This window comes from Nitratireductor aquibiodomus, from assembly GCF_900105565.1.
Taxonomy (GTDB): domain Bacteria; phylum Pseudomonadota; class Alphaproteobacteria; order Rhizobiales; family Rhizobiaceae; genus Nitratireductor; species Nitratireductor aquibiodomus.
The window spans coordinates 696,282-716,633 of record NZ_FNSL01000001.1; the positions used below are offsets into that span (position 1 = coordinate 696,282).

Annotated in this window: 18 protein-coding genes and 2 tRNA genes; 9 read left to right on the plus strand and 11 right to left on the minus strand. The window is 61.5% G+C overall.

Annotation, left to right across the window (positions count from 1 at the left end):
* The first annotated feature begins 210 nt into the window (after positions 1-210).
* The 6 genes from BLW55_RS03320 (at position 211) to radC (ending at position 5,089) form a co-directional block, all read left to right on the plus strand.
* Positions 211-1,368: a D-Ala-D-Ala carboxypeptidase family metallohydrolase gene (locus BLW55_RS03320; RefSeq protein WP_090326671.1), complete on the plus strand. Its 1,158-nt coding sequence runs from the start codon at positions 211-213 to the stop codon at positions 1,366-1,368.
* Between the two features lie 80 nt (positions 1,369-1,448).
* Positions 1,449-1,524: transfer RNA gene (locus BLW55_RS03325), tRNA-Glu, on the plus strand.
* A gap of 146 nt (positions 1,525-1,670) precedes the next feature.
* Complete coding sequence (locus BLW55_RS03330) at positions 1,671-2,645, plus strand: hypothetical protein (RefSeq protein WP_244508973.1); 975 nt, start codon at positions 1,671-1,673, stop codon at positions 2,643-2,645.
* Positions 2,646-2,696: 51 nt separating this feature from the next.
* Entirely contained in the window at positions 2,697-3,398 is a 702-nt protein-coding gene (gene sfsA, locus BLW55_RS03335) for a DNA/RNA nuclease SfsA (protein WP_007008222.1), read from the plus strand.
* A gap of 54 nt (positions 3,399-3,452) precedes the next feature.
* A complete protein-coding gene (gene map, locus BLW55_RS03340) occupies positions 3,453-4,280 on the plus strand; it encodes a type I methionyl aminopeptidase (protein WP_090326678.1) in 828 nt (275 codons plus the stop codon).
* A gap of 68 nt (positions 4,281-4,348) precedes the next feature.
* Positions 4,349-5,089 (plus strand): RadC family protein, encoded by a 741-nt coding sequence (radC, locus tag BLW55_RS03345; RefSeq protein WP_007008224.1) that lies wholly within the window; start codon positions 4,349-4,351, stop codon positions 5,087-5,089.
* 84 nt (positions 5,090-5,173) lie between these two features.
* Here radC and tig read toward each other — a convergent pair whose 3' ends face one another.
* Positions 5,174-6,610: a trigger factor gene (tig, locus tag BLW55_RS03350; protein WP_007008225.1), complete on the minus strand. Its 1,437-nt coding sequence runs from the start codon at positions 6,608-6,610 to the stop codon at positions 5,174-5,176.
* Positions 6,611-6,698: 88 nt separating this feature from the next.
* Positions 6,699-6,783, minus strand: a tRNA-Leu gene (locus BLW55_RS03355).
* 333 nt (positions 6,784-7,116) lie between these two features.
* Between BLW55_RS03355 and BLW55_RS03360 the strand changes: the two genes are divergently transcribed.
* A complete protein-coding gene (locus tag BLW55_RS03360) occupies positions 7,117-7,257 on the plus strand; it encodes a DUF1127 domain-containing protein (RefSeq protein ID WP_007008226.1) in 141 nt (46 codons plus the stop codon).
* A 485-nt stretch (positions 7,258-7,742) separates the two neighbouring features.
* On the opposite strand, the gene BLW55_RS03365 is transcribed toward BLW55_RS03360, so the two are convergent.
* The gene (locus tag BLW55_RS03365) at positions 7,743-8,192 is read right to left on the minus strand and encodes a hypothetical protein (protein WP_244508974.1); all 450 of its coding nucleotides are present in this window, start codon (positions 8,190-8,192) and stop codon (positions 7,743-7,745) included.
* A 242-nt stretch (positions 8,193-8,434) separates the two neighbouring features.
* Between BLW55_RS03365 and trmFO the strand changes: the two genes are divergently transcribed.
* On the plus strand, positions 8,435-9,838 hold the full coding sequence (trmFO, locus tag BLW55_RS03370) for a methylenetetrahydrofolate--tRNA-(uracil(54)-C(5))-methyltransferase (FADH(2)-oxidizing) TrmFO (RefSeq protein ID WP_090326682.1): 1,404 nt from the start codon (positions 8,435-8,437) through the stop codon (positions 9,836-9,838).
* Between the two features lie 94 nt (positions 9,839-9,932).
* On the opposite strand, the gene BLW55_RS03375 is transcribed toward trmFO, so the two are convergent.
* The 5 genes from BLW55_RS03375 to yajC form a co-directional block, all read right to left on the minus strand.
* Entirely contained in the window at positions 9,933-11,690 is a 1,758-nt protein-coding gene (locus BLW55_RS03375) for a DUF4153 domain-containing protein (protein WP_090326685.1), read from the minus strand.
* A gap of 78 nt (positions 11,691-11,768) precedes the next feature.
* On the minus strand, positions 11,769-12,617 hold the full coding sequence (locus tag BLW55_RS03380; RefSeq protein WP_177175009.1) for a phytoene/squalene synthase family protein: 849 nt from the start codon (positions 12,615-12,617) through the stop codon (positions 11,769-11,771).
* A 1-nt stretch (position 12,618) separates the two neighbouring features.
* Complete coding sequence (locus BLW55_RS03385; RefSeq protein WP_025031104.1) at positions 12,619-13,008, minus strand: Mth938-like domain-containing protein; 390 nt, start codon at positions 13,006-13,008, stop codon at positions 12,619-12,621.
* Positions 13,008-15,578 carry a protein translocase subunit SecDF gene (gene secDF / locus BLW55_RS03390; RefSeq protein WP_025031103.1) on the minus strand — a complete coding sequence of 857 codons (2,571 nt, stop codon included), beginning with the start codon at positions 15,576-15,578 and terminating at the stop codon, positions 13,008-13,010. Before secDF ends, BLW55_RS03385 begins: the two co-directional genes overlap by 1 nt.
* Positions 15,579-15,647: 69 nt before the next feature.
* Positions 15,648-15,995 (minus strand): preprotein translocase subunit YajC, encoded by a 348-nt coding sequence (gene yajC / locus BLW55_RS03395; RefSeq protein WP_007008235.1) that lies wholly within the window; start codon positions 15,993-15,995, stop codon positions 15,648-15,650.
* Positions 15,996-16,237: 242 nt separating this feature from the next.
* On the opposite strand from yajC, the gene BLW55_RS03400 reads away from it, so the two are divergent.
* Positions 16,238-17,116 carry an ATP-binding protein gene (locus BLW55_RS03400; protein WP_090329876.1) on the plus strand — a complete coding sequence of 293 codons (879 nt, stop codon included), beginning with the start codon at positions 16,238-16,240 and terminating at the stop codon, positions 17,114-17,116.
* 90 nt (positions 17,117-17,206) lie between these two features.
* Here BLW55_RS03400 and BLW55_RS03405 read toward each other — a convergent pair whose 3' ends face one another.
* The 3 genes from BLW55_RS03405 to surE form a co-directional block, all read right to left on the minus strand.
* A complete protein-coding gene (locus BLW55_RS03405; RefSeq protein ID WP_090326688.1) occupies positions 17,207-18,832 on the minus strand; it encodes a peptidoglycan DD-metalloendopeptidase family protein in 1,626 nt (541 codons plus the stop codon).
* Positions 18,833-18,942: 110 nt separating this feature from the next.
* Positions 18,943-19,596: a protein-L-isoaspartate(D-aspartate) O-methyltransferase gene (locus tag BLW55_RS03410; RefSeq protein ID WP_090326690.1), complete on the minus strand. Its 654-nt coding sequence runs from the start codon at positions 19,594-19,596 to the stop codon at positions 18,943-18,945.
* Complete coding sequence (gene surE / locus BLW55_RS03415; RefSeq protein ID WP_090326692.1) at positions 19,593-20,351, minus strand: 5'/3'-nucleotidase SurE; 759 nt, start codon at positions 20,349-20,351, stop codon at positions 19,593-19,595. Before surE ends, BLW55_RS03410 begins: the two co-directional genes overlap by 4 nt.
* Position 20,352 lies beyond the last annotated feature (1 nt).

The window sequence follows — 20,352 nt, forward strand, 5'->3', positions numbered from 1 at the left end:
TTGAACTTTGACATAGTCTTGTTCTGAAACATGTTCTTGCCTCAATTGTTTTCTAACGCCTATATGGTTTTCCAACGGGCTGAGATTCGCAGGCAAGACAAGCACTTGCCGCAAGTTTGCGATCCAGATTTCAGTTCACCGTAGAGCGTGTGGCAAATCAGTTTAGGGGGCACATTTCTGTTGCTGGGGGACGAGAGCGGAAAACGCTGTATGACGGTGATGAGCTTTGGCCGGACCAGCCTGGCAAGTGTGATGTGCGCTCTGCTTCTGGCGTCCTGCTCCACCACCTCGGATCCCGTAACCCAGCTTGGCCTCGCCCCGGCCGCACTGCAAAGCGACGACACCAGCTCCGATCTTGCGGCCAGCGATGGCGCCCTGATTGCATCTGCCCCCGGCGCGAACGAAGCCGCATCGGCAAACGCGGTGCCACTCCCCAAAGAACGACCGGACGCTGCTGAAAAAGCGGAGCCGGTTGCCGAAACCACAACGGAAACCTCAGCAGCACCAATCGCACCAGCAGAAGCGACAGCAGAGACGGCGTCCGCCGAAAGCGCACCGCAGGCTCCCGCCACCGCAACTGACAACACCGCCGCCCAGTCAGAACCAGCAGCAACTGACGAAACGCCCTCCGACGACATTGCGGTCGCCGCCGACGGCACCGGCTCCCAGGAAGAATCGGCATCGAAGCGCCAGAGTTTCCTATCGGCGTTCTTCTCCGCTCGGGAGCCACAAGCTGCAAAAGCGGCCGAGAAAGCAACCCGCCCGCTTATCAGTCAGGCCAGTGCAAAGCCGAAAGACGAAGAGCCGAAAGTGGTGCTCGCCTCCGCCTCCCCGGACACAAAGCCGGTGCAGGCATCCGTCAATATGGGCTCGGCCCTTCCCGGCGTACGCCAGGGCGAAAGCCTTTTCGAGTTTTCCAGCAGGTCCGGCAGCAGCGATGCAGACGCGGACGCGGACATTTACGAAGAAGAGCCAGCCTATCAGGTTGCATCGGCGGCAGGCATGGCACGCCTCGCCCCCAACGGTCTCCTGAAACAGCGCGAAAGCGTGGACACCGCCTGCCTGAAGCCGGCACTTGTCGGCATGCTCAAGACCATCGAGCGCCATTACGGTAAGCGAATCGTGGTGACATCCGGTTACCGCAGCCCGAGCTATAACCGCCGTGTGCGCGGCGCCCGCAAATCTCTGCATATGTATTGCGCCGCCGCCGACATACAGATCGAAGGCGTGAGCAAATGGGAACTGGCCAAATATGTCCGTTCCATGCCGGGCCGTGGCGGTGTCGGCACCTATTGCCACACGAAATCCGTCCATGTCGACGTCGGACCGGAGCGCGACTGGAACTGGCGCTGCCGTCGCAGAAAATAAATCACAAAAAAAGCATAGAACCATCACAAGACGGGTTGCCCCCGGCAGCGAAGCTCACTATAAGCCGGATCGTCTTGAGCGCGCCCATCGTCTAGCGGTCTAGGACGCCGCCCTTTCACGGCGGAAACACGGGTTCGAGTCCCGTTGGGCGTGCCAGTTTCTCCTGCTTTCCACATCGCATATCGATTGACACTGGCGAGCCGGGTTTGACCCCGTCTTTCGTCACGCGTACTCCTCGCATGGAAAAAGTTGCAGCTGATGGAGCGTGACTGCGTCAGCGGCACGGACGGGAAGGCGATGGAATGCAGGGCCTATTGACCACTATGGAGAAACTGCTCGGCTTTGCCGCGTCCCATGCCCGCTTCTTCCTGATTGCCGGGCTTCTCGTGGGCATAGCCTCACCGGCTGCCGCCCATGCTGCAAAGCCCTGGATCGCCGAAATGATCGCGGCCCTGCTCTTTCTGGCAGCCCTTAGAGTGGGCCCGAAAGCCCTCATTGGCGCGCTGGGCGATTTTCGCCAGTCACTTGTTGCCACGCTCGCCTTTCAATTGCTTCTGCCCATCGGCTTCGCACTTTTCTTTCTGGCAATCGGATGGAGCGGGGTCCTGCCCACGGCCCTGGTGCTGATGGCGGCCGCCGCGCCTGTATCCGGCAGCCCGCACCTGGCAATCATGACCGGCAACGACCCCGCCCCTGTCATGCGGGTGATGACGCTCGGAACGGCCCTTCTGCCCCTAACGGTCCTGCCGGTTTTCTGGCTGACGCCGGCGCTCGGCAGCGCCGATGTGATCCTGGCGGCCGCTGGCCGGTTGCTGGGCGTTATCGCGCTCGCGGTCTCCGCCGCCTTCCTCCTGCGCCGTCTGGCGCTCTCAAACCCGCCTCCCGCGGCCATCCGGTCAATCGACGGCCTCTCGGCCATTCTCATGGGGGTCGTGGTTGTCGGCCTCATGTCGGCGGTGGGCGAGACCCTTCTCGTCGATCCGGCACGTGTCGGCCTCAATCTGGCGGTTGCCTTTGCCGCCAATTTCGTTTTGCAGATCGCTGTGACAGCCCTGCTCGAGCGCTATGGAGGAAAACGGATTGCAGCGCCCCTGGGCATTGCTGCCGGCAACCGCAATATCGGCCTCTTCCTCACAGCCCTCCCCGCCAGCGTTACCGATTCGCTGCTGCTCTTCATTGGCTGCTACCAGATCCCTATGTATCTGACACCGCTCGTCCTTGGCCCGTATTATCGCAGGCGTGCAGCAGCCGTGGCCCACAGTCCGACACAGGGCTGATACCGCCTCAACAACCACAACGCCCCGCTGAAAGCCCGACCAAGCGACACAATGCAGTTTCCAACGCCCCTGATCGAAGCCCGCCTTATTCGCCGCTACAAGCGTTTCCTCGCCGACGTCACGCTGATGGACGGAACGGAGATCACCGTTTCGGTGCCCAACACCGGTTCCATGCTCGGTCTCACAGCCGCAGGATCGCGCATCTACCTTTCCCACTCAGACGACCCGAAGCGCAAATACAGCCACCGTCTGGAGATCGTGGAGGCCGATGGCACACTGGTTGGCATCAACACCGGTCTGCCCAACCGGCTTGCCGAAGAAGCAATTCGCGCCGGACTTGTGTCCGATCTTGCCACCTATTCCGTTCTGAAGCGTGAGCAACGCTACGGGGAACGCTCCCGCATCGACATGCTCCTGGAGGATCCGCAGCGCCCCTCGGCCTATGTGGAAGTCAAGAACGTGCATTTCATGCGCAAGGCGGGTCTTGCGGAGTTTCCCGACACAGTGACAGAGCGCGGGGCGCGGCACCTGCACGAATTGATGTCCATGCGCAGGGCCGGTCATCGCGCGATCATGATCTATCTGATCCAGAGAAGCGACTGCGAGCGTTTTCGCCTGTGTGACGATCTCGACCCCGTTTATACGGCCGCATTCGCACTTGCCGACAAAGCCGGGGTTGAAGCTTACGCCATCAAATGCCAAATCAGCCCTGAAGCCATAGAGCCGGACAGGCTGATAGACATCGTGCGATAAAAACAGCAAAATCCGGCAGCAACACCCAACCAAAGCGCAAGCGACTCAAGCTCCATGGTCACCTATCTCGAAGCAGACTCCGCCCCCATGCGAAACACCGGCCAGATTCGCCTTTACGGGGAAGAAGGGTTCGAAGGCATGCGCAGGGCGTCCAACCTGACCGCACGCTGCCTGGATGAACTTGCAGACCGTGTCGCGCCGGGCGTGACCACCAACGAAATCGACAGGTTTGTCTTTGAATTCGGCATGGACAACGGCGCCATCCCCGCGACACTGAACTACCGCGGCTACACCAAGTCGACCTGCACCTCGATCAACCATGTGGTCTGTCACGGCATTCCCGACGACAAGCCGCTGCGTGATGGTGACATCGTCAACATCGATGTCACCTATATCCTCGACGGATGGCACGGCGATTCGAGCCGCATGTATCCGGTCGGCACCATCAAGCGCGCCGCCGAGCGCCTTCTCGAGGTCACGCATGAGTGCCTGATGCGCGGCATCGCCGCGGTGAAGCCCGGCGCACGCACCGGTGCCATCGGTGCTGCCATCCAGGCGTATGCCGAGGGAGAGCGCTGCTCCGTGGTGCGCGATTTCTGCGGCCATGGAGTGGGGCAGCTGTTTCACGACGCTCCCAATATCCTGCACTATGGCAGCGTCAATGAGGGCGTCGAGATGCGCCCTGGCATGATCTTCACCATCGAACCGATGATCAATCTCGGCCGCCCGCATGTAAAGGTTCTGTCCGATGGCTGGACGGCGGTCACACGTGACCGTTCCTTGTCTGCCCAGTATGAGCACTCCATCGGTGTTACCGAAACCGGTTGCGAAATTTTCACGCTTTCGCCCACAGGGCTCGACCGCCCCGGCCTCCCGGCCTAAACTGCTACCAGAACGTGCGTCATCGAGGAAGCGCACGTTCGCATTGGGGGCAGCGGCGGGGGCATTTCATGGACGGGGAAGACGAACGCAGTTTCTTTGCAGAAGAGCAGTTTTCGCCGGCTGGAAAAACCGGAGCAAAGCCGCATTATCACGGGCACCGCGACCGGCTGCGTCAGCGCTTCGCGGAGGCCGGCAGCGCGGCACTGCTGGACTATGAGATCCTGGAATTGTTCCTGTTCCGCTCGATACCGCGCGCCGACACAAAAGGTCCGGCGAAAGCCCTGCTGGAGCGCTTCGGCTCGTTACCCGAGGTTTTTGGCGCACCCGAGCGCCTTCTGCAGGAAGTCGACGGCATCGGCGCGTCAGCGGCCCGTGACATCAAGATCGCGGCAGCCCTTGCCCAGAGAATGCTCAAGGCAGACCTCCGCAATCGCCAGCTTCTGACCTCATGGTCCCAGGTAATCGAATACTGCACTGCCGTCATGGCCCACGAGGACCGCGAGCAGTTCCGCGTCCTGTTTCTGGACAAGAAGAACCAGTTGATCGCTGATGAGGTCCAGCAGACCGGTACGGTCGATCATACGCCGGTCTATCCGCGCGAACTCATCCGCCGTGCTCTGGAACTCGCCGCGACGGCGGTAATCCTCGTGCACAACCATCCCTCTGGCGACCCGACCCCCTCGCGCGCCGATATTGACATGACGAAGACCATCGTCGACACGGCAAAACCGCTTGGCATCACGGTTCACGACCACATCATCATCGGCAAGAAGAGCCATGTAAGCTTCAAGGGGCTCCAGCTTATCTGAACGCGCCTCAGACCGGCGACCAGAACGCAAAAGGCCGGCGCATCGCGCCGGCCTTTAGGAAGTTCAGAGAAAGTCGAGAAGCGATTACTCGCCCTCTTCCTTCTTCTTTGCAGCAGCCTTCTTCGGAGCGGCTTTCTTTTTCGGAGCAGCCTTCTCCTTCTTCGCCGGCTTTGCGTCAGCCTCGTCCTCGTCGTCAGCCATCAGCTCGTCGCGGGAGACCTTCTCGTCGGTGACCGCGATTTCACCGAGCAGATGGTCGATGACCTTCTCCTCGAACAGCGGCGCACGGATGTTGGCCATGGCCTGCGGGTTCTGACGGTAGAACTCGTAGATTTCCTGCTGCTGGTGCGGCGGGTAGCGGCGGATCGATTCGATGAGCGCGCGCTGCATCTCTTCGTCGCCAACCTTGACCTCCGCCTTCTCGCCGATTTCGGAGAGAACGAGGCCCAGACGCACGCGGCGCTCAGCAAGACGCTGATACTCTTCGCGCGCTTCTTCCTCGGTCGTCTCTTCGTCTTCGAAGGTGCGGCCGGCAGCCTCGAGATCGCGGGTCACCTGGTTCCAGATGTTCTCGAACTCGGCTTCCACCAGCTTGGACGGTGCTTCGAACTTGTAGGCCTCGTCCAGCGCGTCGAGAATCTGACGCTTCGCCTTCTGGCGGGTCACCTGGCCGAACTGGTTCTCGAGCTGGCCGCGAACGATCTCGCGCAGCTTGTCAGCCGATTCCAGGCCGAGCTGCTTTGCGGTCTCGTCATTGATCTCGAGCTCATTGGGCTTGGAGACCTCTTTGACCTTGATGTCGAACTCGGCTTCCTTGCCGGCCAGATGCGCAGCCGCATATTCTTCCGGGAAGCTCACCTTGATCGTGGTCTCGTCGCCGGCCTTCAGGCCCACGAGTTGCTCTTCGAAACCGGCGATGAACTGGTTCATGCCGATCACGACCTCGGAATCCTCGGCAGCGCCGCCATCAAAGGCCTCGCCGTCGATCTTGCCGAGATAGTCGAGCTTGACCTTGTCGCCGTCTGCCGCCTTGCCCTTCTTGACCTCATAGGTGCGGGCGGAGTCGGCAACGCGCTTGACCTGCTCTTCGACTTCCTCATCCGTCACGTCATAGACCTGACGCGTGATCTTGATGTCGGAGAAGCTCTTCAGCTCGATCGGCGGGATGACCTCGTAAGACATCGAGAATTCGAAATCCGCATCGCCGGAAAGAACCTTTTCGGCTTCCTTCTCGTCCTCGGTCATGGAGATTTCCGGCTGGATGGCCGGCTTCTCGCCGCGGTCGGTCAGGATGCTCTGCGTGTCCGCAAGGATTTCGTTCACGACCTCGGCCATGAACGACTTGCCATAAACGCGGCGCAGGTGCTGCGCGGGCACTTTGCCGGGGCGGAAACCCTTGAGGTTTACCTTGCCCTTCGCATCATCGAGACGCTGGGTGAGGCGCGCCTCCATGTCCTTTGCAGGAACGACGACCTTAAGTTCGCGCTTGAGCCCTGAGTTGAGAGTTTCGGTTACCTGCATCCATCATACCTTTGTATTCGCTTTTGTCGCCGCGTTCACGGCGCCCACCGCTCTTCCTGTCGGGGAATCTTACCGGGAATGGCCCTTCTGGTGCGGGTGGAGGGACTTGAACCCCCACGGCTTGCGCCACAGGAACCTAAATCCTGCGTGTCTACCAATTCCACCACACCCGCTTCGAAAGACCCAAGGAACACCCTAAGCTTCCGAAAGCGCGGGTTCTATATCACCTGCACCTAGTCTATCAAAGCAAAATTGGCAAGATTCAGGGCTTTTTTGATCCTTTTGCCGGCCCGGCAACACCCGGCGCTCCCGGTCCGTTTCCCGCATTTTTTATAAATCGATTGTAATCCCGCCGGCTCCTTGCCATAACGCAGCCGCAAAAAGGCCATGTTGCATTGCACAAATCGCATTGCTGTCATGCAACATTGGCACTTCAAAGCCGGACGGGATGGGACTATCTCAGGCTCAACAAACGAACACGGAATTCAAACGAAGCGAGCACTGAGATGAACATCATCCGCAATTACCGCAACTGGCGTCGTTACCGTCAGACCGTCACCGAACTGAGCCGTCTGTCCAACCGTGAGCTGAACGATCTGGGCATCTCCCGCGGCGACATCCCGTTCGTGGCACGCAAGTCCCTCTAAGGGCAAAAGAGTTTAAGAGTTTCGCCAGGGTCACCTCCTCCCGATCCTGACGAATATGACCGACAACCTCCTCCTCCCAATTGTCGGTCACCCCAAAACAACACCCGCCGAACCTCCTCCCTCGGCGGGTGTTGGAACGGGCGGCAGCGCTTGAAACAGCGCGCCACACAGAGTTTTAGAGCTTCCTTCGGAGTTATCCTCCTCCCAATTCCGAAGGAAACGACCGGCAACCTCCTCCTCCCAATTGCCGGTCATCCCAAAACGACACCCGCCGAACCTCCTCCCTCGGCGGGTGTTGTTTCCGGGCAGAAGCCTACCTATATGGGCACTGTCAGGAATTGAGTTTCATAGATTTCGTCCGGGTTACCTCCTCCCAACCCTGGCGAATAGACCGGCAACCTCCTCCTCCCAAATTGCCGGTCATCCCATAGCGACACCCGCCGAACCTCCTCCCTCGGCGGGTGTCGTTTTTTTTCAGGAAACGTTCAGCGTTCGCCGCGCACGCCGCGCTTTTTCCATTCGGACAGTTTCATGATGTCGGGCGCCCCGCCGGCCGGCTCAAACCAGCTGTCCACCGCCCAGTCCTCTCCGCTCTTCGTGCGCAGCACGGCCGTCGCATGCGGATAGCGCACATCCACGAAAAAGCCGCGCGCTGAGTTCCGCTGCACAGTGTGATGGCGCAGCAGACCGTGGCGCTCGAGATAACGCAGCAGAGAGCGCGTGTTGCGCGACTCGTCGATGCAGTCCATCTGGCCATAGACATGCGCGCCGCCGGGTGCCGACTTCGCACCATCCCGTACGCCGATGGCCTGTGTCGCCAGCTTCTCGAAATAGCGCACGGCCTTTCCCACAGCCTCACGCTCGGCCTTCGCCGAAGCCCTGCCCGAGGCCATGATGCGTGTCAGACGCTGCCTGGCGGCTGATCCGATCGTCACACTTTTCTTATAGAAGCAGCTATACCCGCTGCAGACATAAAGGCGTTCCGCCTGTGCCGCGCCTACCCAGACGAGCGACAGCGCCGCGCAGACCATTCCTGTACGTAAAATTGCAAGCCCCATTGAGACAGTCTACGCTGCGGCACGCATTCGGAAAAGCACCGCCGGCCACGCTCTGCATTGTTGGTTAGCGCGCATTGTCTGCCGTTGCATTCCCCGATACGGCGGCTTATCTCCACTCCATGAAACCGATACACATCATTGGCGGCGGTCTCGCCGGCTCCGAAGCCGCCTGGCAGGTTGCTCAGGCAGGGATTCCCGTCATTCTGCATGAGATGCGGCCGGTGCGCGGCACAGACGCCCACAAGACCGACGGTCTTGCCGAGCTGGTCTGCTCCAACTCTTTCCGATCCGACGACGCAGAGACCAACGCGGTCGGTCTGCTTCACGCGGAGATGCGTCTGGCGGATTCGCTCATCATGCGCTGCGGCGACGCCAATCAGGTGCCGGCCGGCGGCGCGCTCGCCGTCGACCGCGATGGCTTTTCAGAAGCGGTCACGGCAGCGCTCGAGGCTCATCCGCTCATCACCATTGAGCGCGAAGAAGTCACCGGGCTGCCGCCGGAAGACTGGGATCAGGCGATCATCGCCACCGGTCCGCTGACCGCACCGGCACTGGCAGAAGCCATTTCACAGGCGACCGGCGCAGAATCGCTCGCTTTTTTTGATGCCATCGCGCCCATCGTCCATTTCGATTCCATCGATCTCGACGTGGCATGGTTCCAGTCGCGCTATGACAAAGTCGGTCCCGGCGGCACGGGCAAGGACTATATCAACTGTCCCATGGACAAGGCACAGTACGAAGCCTTCATCCAGGCCCTGCTCGATGGTGGCAAGACCGAGTTCAAGGAATGGGAAGGCACGCCCTATTTCGACGGCTGCCTGCCGATTGAGGTGATGGCCGAGCGCGGCCCCGAGACGCTTCGGCACGGCCCCATGAAGCCCATGGGGCTCACCAATGCGCACAGGCCAGACGTAAAGGCCTATGCCGTGGTGCAATTGCGTCAGGACAATGCGCTCGGCACGCTCTACAATATGGTCGGCTTCCAGACGAAGCTGAAATACGGCGAACAGACGCACATTTTCCGCATGATCCCCGGTCTGGAAAACGCCGAGTTCGCGCGCCTTGGCGGGTTGCACCGCAACACCTATCTGAACTCTCCGACCCTTCTGGACGGCACATTGCAGTTGAAGAGCCGCCCGGGGCTGCGTTTTGCCGGGCAGATCACCGGCTGCGAAGGCTATGTGGAAAGCGCCTCCATGGGTTTGATCGCCGGTCGCTTCGCGGCGGCAGAGCGTTTGGGGCGCCCCATCCCCACGCCACCAGCGACCACCGCCTTCGGCGCCCTGCTCAATCACATCACCGGTGGACACATTCTTTCGGATGACGAGCCCGGCAAGCGTTCATTCCAGCCAATGAACGTCAATTTCGGCCTTTTCCCGCCCGTCGAGGTCCCGAAGCCCGAAGGCAAACGGCTTCGCGGCAAGGAAAAATCCGTTGCCAAGAAGAAAGCACTCACCACGCGCGCGCTTATCGACTTCAAGGCATGGCTTGACCGCCTTCCCGCGGCTGCGGCAGCCGAGTAGCACGGTCCAGAGATATCTTTACAATGCAAGTTGTAAGGGGTGCGGTTTGCGCACCCCTTCTTCATTCAGGGGGATTGCGATCGTCCCAAAAACCTCACTCCCAGTCGCTGCTACGCAGAAGCACTCCCCCGGAAAAATGCGTAAGCACTGTTTCGGGATAAGAACTGGCGAAAAGATAGGTGGGGATCAGCACGATCTGCTTGCCGTCTGCCTCAAGTCGCAGCAAAGCCGATTGATCGACCTGCGCGGAAAGCTCGACAATTCTTACGGTATCGATTTTGAAGAATGTAGGCGTGCCTGTCTCCGGCTCCAGCGATAGGGCGTTTTTGTTCAGTACCAGCTTGAGACGGGTTCCGTTAGGCAATGACAAGGGGCCGCTCCCACCATCTTCCTTATCGAGCTTTACGTGCTGAAGAAGTACATCGAATCCTTCCAGTGCAACCGCGACAGACGAGCCCCTGTCATAAGAATACCATTGACGCCCGCGCTGTACGGGATTGTCGGGGTCGAGACCCCAGGCATGCGCCACCTGCCGATAGAGGCTCTCGTCGTCCTCCTGGACAAAGCCGTCCGGAGCCACGTCGAGCGCAGCATTTTCTCCATTCAGATAACGCAGGACGGCAAGCGCCTCTGCCTTCGTTTGCAAGTCCTCTGGTTCGCCCCGGACGATCTCCAGAAATCGCTCACGCTGCGACGACAGCGACCAGTCGAGAGCGCCCTGCGGGCCAAAGCTCCCGGCAAGAAGCGCCAGAACCGGAATGCCGGCGATCATGCGTATATCGCCACGCGCCCGCGGCACGAGTTGCAGAACGACCAGAACAAGCATCACCAGGCCGAATAGCCCCAGGAAGTACCGTTGCACTGTCCAGCCGAAGGCGTCCACGCGCAGCGACAGCGCATAAAACAGCAGGAAGAGCGGCACCAGAAGAAAAAGCGGCCAGAAGCGCACAAAGAAACGCGTCGGCGCGCGGGCCGTGTCGAGAAACGGTTTGGTCAGAAGCAGAACGGCGACGATGCAGGAGCCATAGGTCAGCACCAGCCAGCCGATCTGCCCCTGCGGCACCTCCCCCGTCACGATGATCTTCGCCACATAGAGATGCAGGATCACCGCGTAGATGATGAGGAGCGGAACCGCTGCGAAGTCGCCCAGCGCCCGCATGCCCCGCTGCATCATGTCATGCTCATGCCCGCCCGGCTCTTCGTCAAACACGCGCGGGGTCTGACCAAGCCCGAACAGGGGTGCAACGAAGAGTCCTATGGAGGCCCAGATATGTTCGTAGAGATCGCTGGGGATGTCGATGCCGAAGAGATGGGTGAGGCTTGCCAGAATGGCGGAAATGCCACCGCCAAACAGCACGAAGGCCAGGAGGCCGAGTGCGGCGGCAAAGGCAAGCCGCGCCGTGAACATCCAGAACGCATTTCCCGATCCCCTCCCCGCAAAGGGCGCGATCGGCACCAGCGCCATCAGCGAAGCAAGAAACGCCCATTCCACCGTGCGGTCCGCCACAGTCGGCCACATCACGGTGAAGGCGGTCACGCCAGCGAGCAACGCTAGCAGGGCCGCGATCAATGCAGACAAACGCCATGCCTGCGCGAGAAGTGTTGCAGCGAATGAGGCAAACACCGCTGCGAGCAATGCCAGAAGCAGGTCTTCGTCTCGCACCGAACCCAAAATCCAGGCCGGAGCGAGATCGATATCGGCGACCATCGCGTTGGCCTGTAGCGCCATCAGAAAGAGGAAGATCACCGTGACGGGAAAGCGCGACAACGCATCTCCCATGGCGGCAATTGCCTCCCGCGATGAGGCGAGCCAGCCGGTGCCCGCATGAGCGTCGTTCAGTTGTTCTGCCAAAAACTTTCCCCCGGAACGAACCTTTGAACAATCAGGATCATGAAAGCGCGGTACAATTTAGGCAGCGCTTCCGAAGGCTTATCCCCAGCCCTTTGTGGCATGCCTGAACATCAGCCAGTGCCGCCGCCATTGCGCCAGCGTCACGATTTCATTCAGGGCTGCTTCCCCCTTGGCTTCGAGACGATCGAGATACGTCTTCGAAAGGCCCGCCGGCAGGAAGGCAGGGCGCAGCGTAGCAGGCAGATCACTCGCCCCCTCCTCGAATCTGGCAACGTGGTGCCTGCCCAGTGCGATCATGGCGGCAAGCGCGCGCGCCGAGCCCGCCCTGTCCTGTCCATTTAGCAGGTTCTCGCGTGTGGTTCCGGCAGCATCAAGAAGGTCGCCCGGGATGTAGCACTGCCCGCGCCTGCGGTGGATCGGCAGCATGCGCAGAAGCCCGGCAATGGCCTGCGCACAGCCGGCATGCCCCGAGACTTCGGAAAACCGCATGGCGGCAGGCGTGTCGAGCACAAGCCCGGCAAGCTGGATCAGCGCAGACGCCGTCTCGCCGCAATATCCTTCCAGATCGTTGCGGCTCGGCATGGGGTCGTCATAAAGATCGAAGCTGCGCGCTTCCAGAAGGTCGAGCAGCGGCTGAACGGGAAGCTGGTGGCTGCGGATCGCATTGAGCAGCGCGACCGCAAGCGGTGAGCCCTCCGCGCTTTCCGGCGCAGCGTCCGCCGTCAGCACATCGCGCCAGAACTGTAGCCGCACCTCCCCCGGCAGGGGCTCGCTAACGCGGTCACGGATTCCAGCCACCTCGGCATTGAATGCGAAAAGCGCGAAAAGCGCCGCCCGCCTGTCTTCTGGAGCATAAAGGACGGAGAGGTAGCGGTCCGGATCGGCCTCCCGCACCAAGGAAACGACGAATGGCTCCACCTCTGCCATCTCAGTCGACGGCGATCAGCGCTGCAGCCACGGTACGATCCTCTGCGAGAAGCACGTTGTAGGTCCGCACCGCCGCGCCCGTGGCCATGGTCTCCACCGCCACGCCGGCCTCGCGGAAGCTCCTGCGCATCTGCGGGGGCATCGGGATTAGCGTATCGCCTGTCCCCACGAGAAGGATGTCGAATTCAGCGGCTTCCTCCAGCAGGCGGGCAAGATCGGCCTCCCCCACATCACCGAAGCTGCTCACATCCCATCCATGTATCCCCGAGGGCAGACACAGGATCGAGCCGCGATGCGACATGTCGGCAAAGCGAAACCCGCCATTGCCGTAGGCATCGATCGGCGCGCGGCCCGGAAAGTGGGCCGCGCGGATTTCGATACCGCTCGCCATCACTTGGCCGGCAACTGTCCGGTCGTCTCCGAACCGGCTGCGTCATCGCCGCCCTGCTCCGCACCGAGTGCTCCGGTGGAGCGCATGCGGAACAGGATGAGCAACGGCCCAGCAATGAAGATCGACGAATAAGTGCCGATCACAACGCCGAAGATCATGGCCGCCGTAAAGGAGCGAATGACCTCGCCGCCGAAGACGAAGAGAGCCGCCAGCGCCAGAAGCGTTGTCACGGAAGTCATGATGGTGCGTGACAGGGTCTGGTTCATCGACAGGTTCAGAAGCTCCGGCAGCGGCATCTTCTTGAACCGTCTGAGGTTCTCGCGCACACGGTCATAGACGACCACCGTATCGTTCAGTGAGTAGCCGACAATTGTCAGGATCGCCGCGATACTCGAAAGATTGAACTCTATTCCGGTAATCACGAAGAACCCGACCGTCATGATCACATCGTGCAGCGTTGCCAGGATCGCACCCACGGCGAACTGCCACTCGAACCGCAGCCAGATATAGATCAGGATCGCCATCAGCGAGACAAGCACGGCAATCGTGCCGGCCCGCGCCAGTTCACCTGACACCGTCGGTCCCACCACTTCAACGCGGCGGAACTCATAGGCATCCTCGAGTTCCCCCCGCACCTTGGCGATCACGGTCTGCTCGGCATTCTCTCCACCGTCCTGCGCCTGAACGCGGATCAGCACTTCGCGCGGATCGCCAAACTCCTGAACCTGCACCTCGCCGAGATTGAGATCGGACAGACGCGCCCGGATATCGCCGATGTCCGCCGGTCCCTCGCGGGACTGGACCTCGATCGACGAACCACCCTTGAAGTCGATGCCGTAGTTCATGTTAATGGTCATGAAGAGCGCGACGGCCGCAATCGACGCGATGGCCGAAAGCGTAAAGGTCACGCGGCGCAGCTTCATGAAGCCGATACTGGTGCCGTCCGGCACGAAACGCAGTGGTGTGCGCGGCAGCTCCTTGGGGCGGCGACGACGCACCCAGTCGGCCACGATCCAGCGCGTCAGCGTGTAGGCGGTGAACACCGTCGTGGCGATACCGATGGCGAGTGTGACCGCGAAACCGCGAATCGGGCCCGATCCGAGATAAAACAGGATGATCGCCGCGATCAGCGTCGTCACATTGGCGTCGACAATGGTGGCCAGCGCCTTGGAGAAGCCCGTATCGACCGCCTGGATCAGCGAACGTCCCCCGGCCCGTTCCTCGCGTATGCGCTCGAAGATGAGCACGCTGGAATCCACCGCCATGCCGATCGTCAGCACGATACCGGCAATGCCCGGAAGCGTCAGCGTCGCTCCCAGCGCAGACAGTATGGCGACGATCATCGTTACGTTGGCCGCAAGCGCCACCACGGCAAACACGCCAAGCAGGCCATAGGCTGCGATCATGAACAGCACGACGAGCACGGCGCCGATCATTGCAGCGATCTTGCCGGCATCGATGGAGTCCTGGCCGAGGCCTGGTCCGACGGTACGCTCTTCAATGATGGTCAGGGTCGCCGGAAGCGCGCCGGCACGCAGGAGAACGGCCAGATCATTGGCCGACTGCACGTCAAAACTTCCTGAAATCTGCCCGGTACCGCCCAGGATGGGTTCGCGGATCTGCGGGGCGGAAATAACCTGGTCATCGAGAATGATGGCGAAAAGGCGCCCGACATTCTCCTGCGTCGCCTGGCCGAACCTTGTCGCGCCCTTGGTGTCGAAGCGGAAGCTGACCACCGGCTCATTGGTGCGCTGGTCGAATGTCGCCTGCGCGTCCACGAGGTTTTCACCCGAAACGATCACCCGGTCCTCGATCAGGTAGGGAACGGGCGGGTCGTCCACGGAATACTTGATCGTCGTGCCGATGGGCGGGCGGCCATTGATCGCCTCCTGCACTGGCACCGACTGGTCCACCATCTGGAAAGTCAGCTTGGCGGTCTGGCCGAGAATGTCTTTCAGACGCTGCGGATCCTGCAGGCCCGGCACCTGTACCAGAATGCGGTCATCGCCCTGCCGCTGAATGATCGGTTCGGTCGTACCGAGTTCATTGACGCGGCGGCTCACCACCTCGATCGACTGCGACAGCGCAGACGAGATTCGGTAGTTGATGCCCTCTTCCGTCAGCGAATAGCGCAGCAAGCCCGGTTCCGGCTCCGTCAGTTGAAGCTCGGTCACCGTGCCGCCGCTGAAGAGGCCCGAATTGACCGGCTGCGTCAGCTCGCGCAGGGCTTCCTTGGCCTCTGCAACCTGGCCCGCATCGCGGATACGAACCTGCACGCTCTGGCCCGAGCCCGTCAGGCCGGTATAGCCGATCCGTTTCTCGCGCAGCAGACGTCGAATATCGTCACGCGTGGTGACGATGCGCTCTTCGATCAGTTCCTGCTTTTCGATCTGCAGAAGAATATGCGAACCGCCCTGAAGGTCGAGACCCAGGGTCATCGGCCGCGAAGGCGCCCAGCTCGGCATCGAGGACAAATAGGATGGCGGAATGATATTCGGCGCCGCATAGGCGACGCCAAGCGCCACAGCCAGCCATATGAGGATCGTTTGCCAGCGCGAGAAATGTAGCATGGGGCCTCGTCGGTTCAGTTTGGAAGGGCCGTTTTGCCGGCCCTTCCCGGCAATCACGTCATATTGCGGTTATTTCTTGGCGGCCTGGCTGTTGTCAGCCACCGGTTCGCCCTTCACGCGCACCTCGGCAAGCATCGCACGCATGGCCGTAACCTTGTTTCCGCCGCCGAGATCGATTTCGAGTTCGGCGTCGTTGATGACCTTCGTCACCTTGCCGACCAGGCCACCACCCGTCACCACCGTGTCACCGCGGCGCACTGCGGCGAGCATTTCGGAGCGCTTCTTCATCTGCTGGCGCTGTGGGCGGATTATAAGGAAATACATGATCACGAAGATCAGGACGAAGGGCAGGATGCTGACAAGGATGTCGGGCGTTCCGCCTGCGCCAGCCTGTGCGTATGCCGGGGTGATGAACATCGAAAACTCCTGATATGTGCCGTAGAGCCGGCTGGTCATAAATGTGGCCGGAATATAGACTTTCGCCTCTCCATTGCAACTGTTCCCGGTCTCTGCGCACGCACTTCTGAACGCTTGTGTCCCCAAGACCCCCACTCGGTACCGCAGCCCCTCCTTCCCGGCTTGCAAATTGCCCGGCCCTGTGAAAGAACCGTACCGTACGGTACGCCAATCGCAGTTGTATGGGCCATCGTGAGGAAACCATGTCCGACAAAACCATTGAAGCGTTGTCTGAAAAACTGGACCGGCTGGTTGAAGCCGTTGCGCGGCTCGGGCCCGCCCCGACGGTTCCTCCCCGCTTCGACACAGCCGACTGTTTCGTCTGGCAGGCCGATCGCAGGGCGCTTGAACCCGTTGAAAACGTCAATCGGGTGGACATCGGCCTCATCCGCGGCGTTGACCGAGTGCGCGACATTCTCTCCGACAACACCGACCGTTTTGCCAGGGACCTGCCAGCCAACAATGTGCTTTTGTGGGGCGCGCGCGGCATGGGCAAGTCATCACTGGTGAAAGCGGTGCACGCCGAGGTCAACCGCACCGCGGCAAGCGGGCAGGCGCCGCTGAAGCTGGTCGAGATTCACCGGGAGGATATCGAGACCCTCCCCCAGCTCATGGCATTGTTGAAAGCCGCCCCCTTCCGCTTCATCCTGTTCTGCGACGATCTGTCCTTCGATCAGAACGACACGTCCTACAAGTCCCTCAAGGCGGCGCTGGAGGGCGGGGTCGAGGGCCGACCGGCCAACGTCATTCTCTACGCCACCTCCAACCGGCGCCACCTCCTCCCCCGCGACATGATCGAGAATGAACGCTCCACGGCCATCAACCCGTCGGAAGCGGTCGAGGAAAAGGTCTCCCTGTCGGATCGTTTCGGGCTCTGGCTCGGTTTCCACAAATGTTCCCAGGACGACTATCTGGCGATGATCGACGGTTATGTCGCCCATTTCGGCCTCCAGATCACTCCGGAAACCCTGCGCGCCGAAGCGCTCGAATGGGCAACCACGCGCGGCAGCCGTTCAGGCCGTGTCGCCTGGCAGTTCATTCAGGACCTCGCCGGACGTCTCGGCAAACGGCTGGATACATAAATAAAAGACCCGCCCTCGCGGGCGGGTCAAAGAGGCGGCCTGACCGGAGGTCTGGCAGGCCGCAGCTTTTTCTCGTTATTCAGGGAACGCTTATTCCAGATAGCCGCTCGGGTTGACGGGCGTCGCATCCTTGCGCACCTCGAAATGCAGTTTCGGGCGGTCGGCACTGCCGCTCATGCCCGAAAGCGCGATTTCCTGTCCACGCCGCACCTTCTCGCCACGTTTGACCCGAAGCGCGCTGGCATGCCCGTAGACCGTGACCATGCCGTTGTCGTGGCGCACGAGCACCGTGTTGCCAAATTCCTTGAGACCATCGCCGGCATAAATCACCACGCCGTTCTCGGCTGCCTTCACCGGCGTACCCGCCGGAACCGCGATGTCGATGCCGTCATTGCGGGCCGAGCCGGACGTGCTGCCGAAATCGGAAACGATCCGCCCCCGCACCGGCCAGCGCAGCTTGCCGATTCCGGTCGAATCCGGCGCGACATCCCTGCTCTGCGTCGCAACCGCGGCCACCTGGGTCTGCGTGGAGGATGCTGCCTGTGGGGCCGACGTCTTCACGACCTGCGCGGGTTCACGTGTCGTCGCGCTCGTCGTTGTCCGGTCAACGCCGCTGGAGGCATTCGCCACCTGGGTGGGCTGGCTGACATTGCCCGAAGGAATGGCCAGCGTCTGGCCGACCCGCAGATATCCATCCGAGAGGCCGTTCGCCGCCTTGATGTTGGCGACACTCGCTCCCGTCTTGCGGGCGATGCCGTAAAGCGTATCGCCTGAAACAACCGTGTAGGAACCGCCTGCTCCGGTGCCGGCCTGCGAAGCCACCTGGCTTGCGCTGTTGGTGCCTGCAGTCGTGTTGCTGGTCTCCGCACCCTGCGGGCGCGGTTTGGGCCGCGGCGTTTCGCGCAGAACTGCAAGGCGCTCCTGTGGTTCACGCTGCGGTTCCGGTTCACTCGGGATCGGCTGACGCGCGGCCTGCTGCTGCGCGCGCGCGTCATTGTCCGGTGCGGAAACCGGGGCACGCCGCGAATAGACATAGGTCGGGATGACGATCTTCCGCCCGGCCTTCAGCTCGGAGGCGCTTGAAAGATTGTTGGCGCTGAGGATGGCCGCAACCGGAATCCCGAAGCGCCGCGACAGATTGTAGGCAGTCTCGCCCTCACGCACGGTGATTGTGGTGCCGCCCACATCGCTCCAGCCGCTATCGCCGCTGTTGCCACTGCGCACAGGCGCCTGGGCCTGAGCCGGCTGGCGGGTCACGGAACCGGTAGGCGTCCGGTCAAGCTGCGGCGCAGGAGCGGCTGCAACGACCGGCGCCGGCTGCGACGGTGCGGCGATGGGCTGGCGCTGCACACTGCTGCGGGCGACACTGGGAGCGGTCAGATCGACAGGTCGGGTTGCAGCGCGTGCAGCGGTGTTCGTGGGGGCGGGCAGCGGCTGCTGCATCGCCCCTCCAACGGAAGCCGACGGCCGCGGGCCACCGCTCTGCCTGCTGATCGAGCCGGTATAGGTAGTGTCGAGACCCGTGCCGACATCGCCCGGATAGGGCTGGCTTGCGGGTGCCATGGCAACGCTGCGGTTCGTCGACCGTGCGTCGGCAAAGTCGCTGGACTTGAAGCGCGATAGATCGGAACTGCATCCTGCCGCCACGCCGCCGATCAAGATGACTGCGGCTCCGCGCAGAAGCGCGCGATCGAAATTCCGTGCAATACAACGCATTTGACTACCCGCGTACCCAATACCTGAACACGAGCAATTAAATCGCGTTAATGTTACTCAGCGGTTAAGCCGCGCGTGGAAATTGCGGAGAGGCGCAATGAGCCGTGCGATCAGATCGCTTCCGCGGCTCCCTTGACCAGCGCTTGAAGGTGTACGTTTGCAAGGTCCGTGCGCTCGAAACGACTGCCAACCTTCTCCAGCTTCGCAACCGTCTGAATATCGTCTCCGGGGCCGATTGGCGCGATCATGATACCGCCAGTCGAGAGCTGATCGACAAAACGCCGCGGCAATTCATCGAACGCGGCCCAGGAAACGATTCGGTCGAAGGGCCCGTCGGCGGCGGCCCCGTCCAGGCCGTCGGCATGGCGGGCAACCACATTGGTGATGCCCAGCTGCTCCCAGCGCAACTGCGCCTCCACCCCCAGCGTCCGGTAGCGGTCAAGTGTGAGCACCCTCCCCGCCAGTCGCCCCATCACGGCGGCGGTAAACCCGGAGCCCGTGCCGATTTCGAGCACCCGAAGCCCGGATGAAAGCGCAAGTGCATCGATCATCCGTGCCTGCAGGTCGCAACCCTCCATGGTCTCGCCGCAGGCAATTGGCACCATGCGGTCCGACCAGGCGAGCGCATGCCATTCCGAAGGCAGGAAGCTGCCGCGCGGCGTCGCCTCCATCGCAGCGAAAAGCTCCTTGCCGCCGACCCCGCTCGCGCGCATGCGCAGCATGAAGGCGGCAAAGCTTTCGCGCTCCTGCCCCGGCTCGTTCATGCCAGCGCCTTGGCCAACTGGTCGCGCATTTCGTGCGCCGTGAGGTCAAGATGCAGCGGCGTTACCGAAACATAACCGTCGCGGACGGCCGCCTGGTCGCTGCCCTGGCGGATGTCGGTCTGTTTGCGCCCGAAACGCAGCCAGTAATACGGATAGTTTCGCCCGTCGCGGCGTTCTTCCACGTTGAGCCCGTGCACCATCTTGCCCTGCACGGTCACGAGCGTGCCCTTGGCCTCTTCAGGCGTGCAGTTGGGGAAGTTGATGTTGACCAGCACCCCCTCCGGCATCGGCCGCTCGATCAGTTTCTTGAGGATTGGCGGTGCGAGCGCCTCTGCCGTCGCAAAGGGGATATAGCGGCTCTCGTCGGTGAAATCGTAGGCCTGGCTCAATGCAAAGGACGGAATGCCAAGAAGCGTCCCCTCCATTGCACCGGCAACGGTCCCCGAATAGGTCACGTCGTCTGCAATGTTGGTGCCATTGTTGACGCCGGAGAGGATCAGGTCCGGCGGCGTGTCCATCACGTGCCGCACGCCCATGATCACGCAATCCGTTGGCGTGCCGCGCAGGGCAAAATGCCGATCGTCGATCTTGCGCATTCTGAGCGGCTCGGACAATGACAGCGAATGGGCAAAGCCCGACTGGTCGGTCTCAGGCGCCACCACCCACACATCGTCGCTCAGCGTGCGGGCGATCCGCTCCAGCGTCGCCAGTCCTTCCGCGTGAATACCATCATCATTGGTCAACAGAATGCGCAAA

What these genes read in the sequence shown, in the direction of transcription:
- secDF (WP_025031103.1), bottom strand. Translation starts at nt 15,578, where the DNA reads ATGCTACATTTCTCGCGCTGGCAAACGATCCTCATATGGCTGGCTGTG.
- BLW55_RS03410 (WP_090326690.1), bottom strand. Translation starts at nt 19,596, where the DNA reads ATGAACGAGCCGGGGCAGGAGCGCGAAAGCTTTGCCGCCTTCATGCTG.
- BLW55_RS03400 (WP_090329876.1), top strand. Translation starts at nt 16,238, where the DNA reads ATGTCCGACAAAACCATTGAAGCGTTGTCTGAAAAACTGGACCGGCTG.
- radC (WP_007008224.1), top strand. Translation starts at nt 4,349, where the DNA reads ATGGACGGGGAAGACGAACGCAGTTTCTTTGCAGAAGAGCAGTTTTCG.
- BLW55_RS03360 (WP_007008226.1), top strand. Translation starts at nt 7,117, where the DNA reads ATGAACATCATCCGCAATTACCGCAACTGGCGTCGTTACCGTCAGACC.
- map (WP_090326678.1), top strand. Translation starts at nt 3,453, where the DNA reads ATGGTCACCTATCTCGAAGCAGACTCCGCCCCCATGCGAAACACCGGC.
- tig (WP_007008225.1), bottom strand. Translation starts at nt 6,610, where the DNA reads ATGCAGGTAACCGAAACTCTCAACTCAGGGCTCAAGCGCGAACTTAAG.
- yajC (WP_007008235.1), bottom strand. Translation starts at nt 15,995, where the DNA reads ATGTTCATCACCCCGGCATACGCACAGGCTGGCGCAGGCGGAACGCCC.
- sfsA (WP_007008222.1), top strand. Translation starts at nt 2,697, where the DNA reads ATGCAGTTTCCAACGCCCCTGATCGAAGCCCGCCTTATTCGCCGCTAC.
- BLW55_RS03405 (WP_090326688.1), bottom strand. Translation starts at nt 18,832, where the DNA reads ATGCGTTGTATTGCACGGAATTTCGATCGCGCGCTTCTGCGCGGAGCC.
- BLW55_RS03330 (WP_244508973.1), top strand. Translation starts at nt 1,671, where the DNA reads ATGCAGGGCCTATTGACCACTATGGAGAAACTGCTCGGCTTTGCCGCG.
- trmFO (WP_090326682.1), top strand. Translation starts at nt 8,435, where the DNA reads ATGAAACCGATACACATCATTGGCGGCGGTCTCGCCGGCTCCGAAGCC.
- BLW55_RS03320 (WP_090326671.1), top strand. Translation starts at nt 211, where the DNA reads ATGACGGTGATGAGCTTTGGCCGGACCAGCCTGGCAAGTGTGATGTGC.
- BLW55_RS03385 (WP_025031104.1), bottom strand. Translation starts at nt 13,008, where the DNA reads ATGGCGAGCGGTATCGAAATCCGCGCGGCCCACTTTCCGGGCCGCGCG.
- BLW55_RS03380 (WP_177175009.1), bottom strand. Translation starts at nt 12,617, where the DNA reads ATGGCAGAGGTGGAGCCATTCGTCGTTTCCTTGGTGCGGGAGGCCGAT.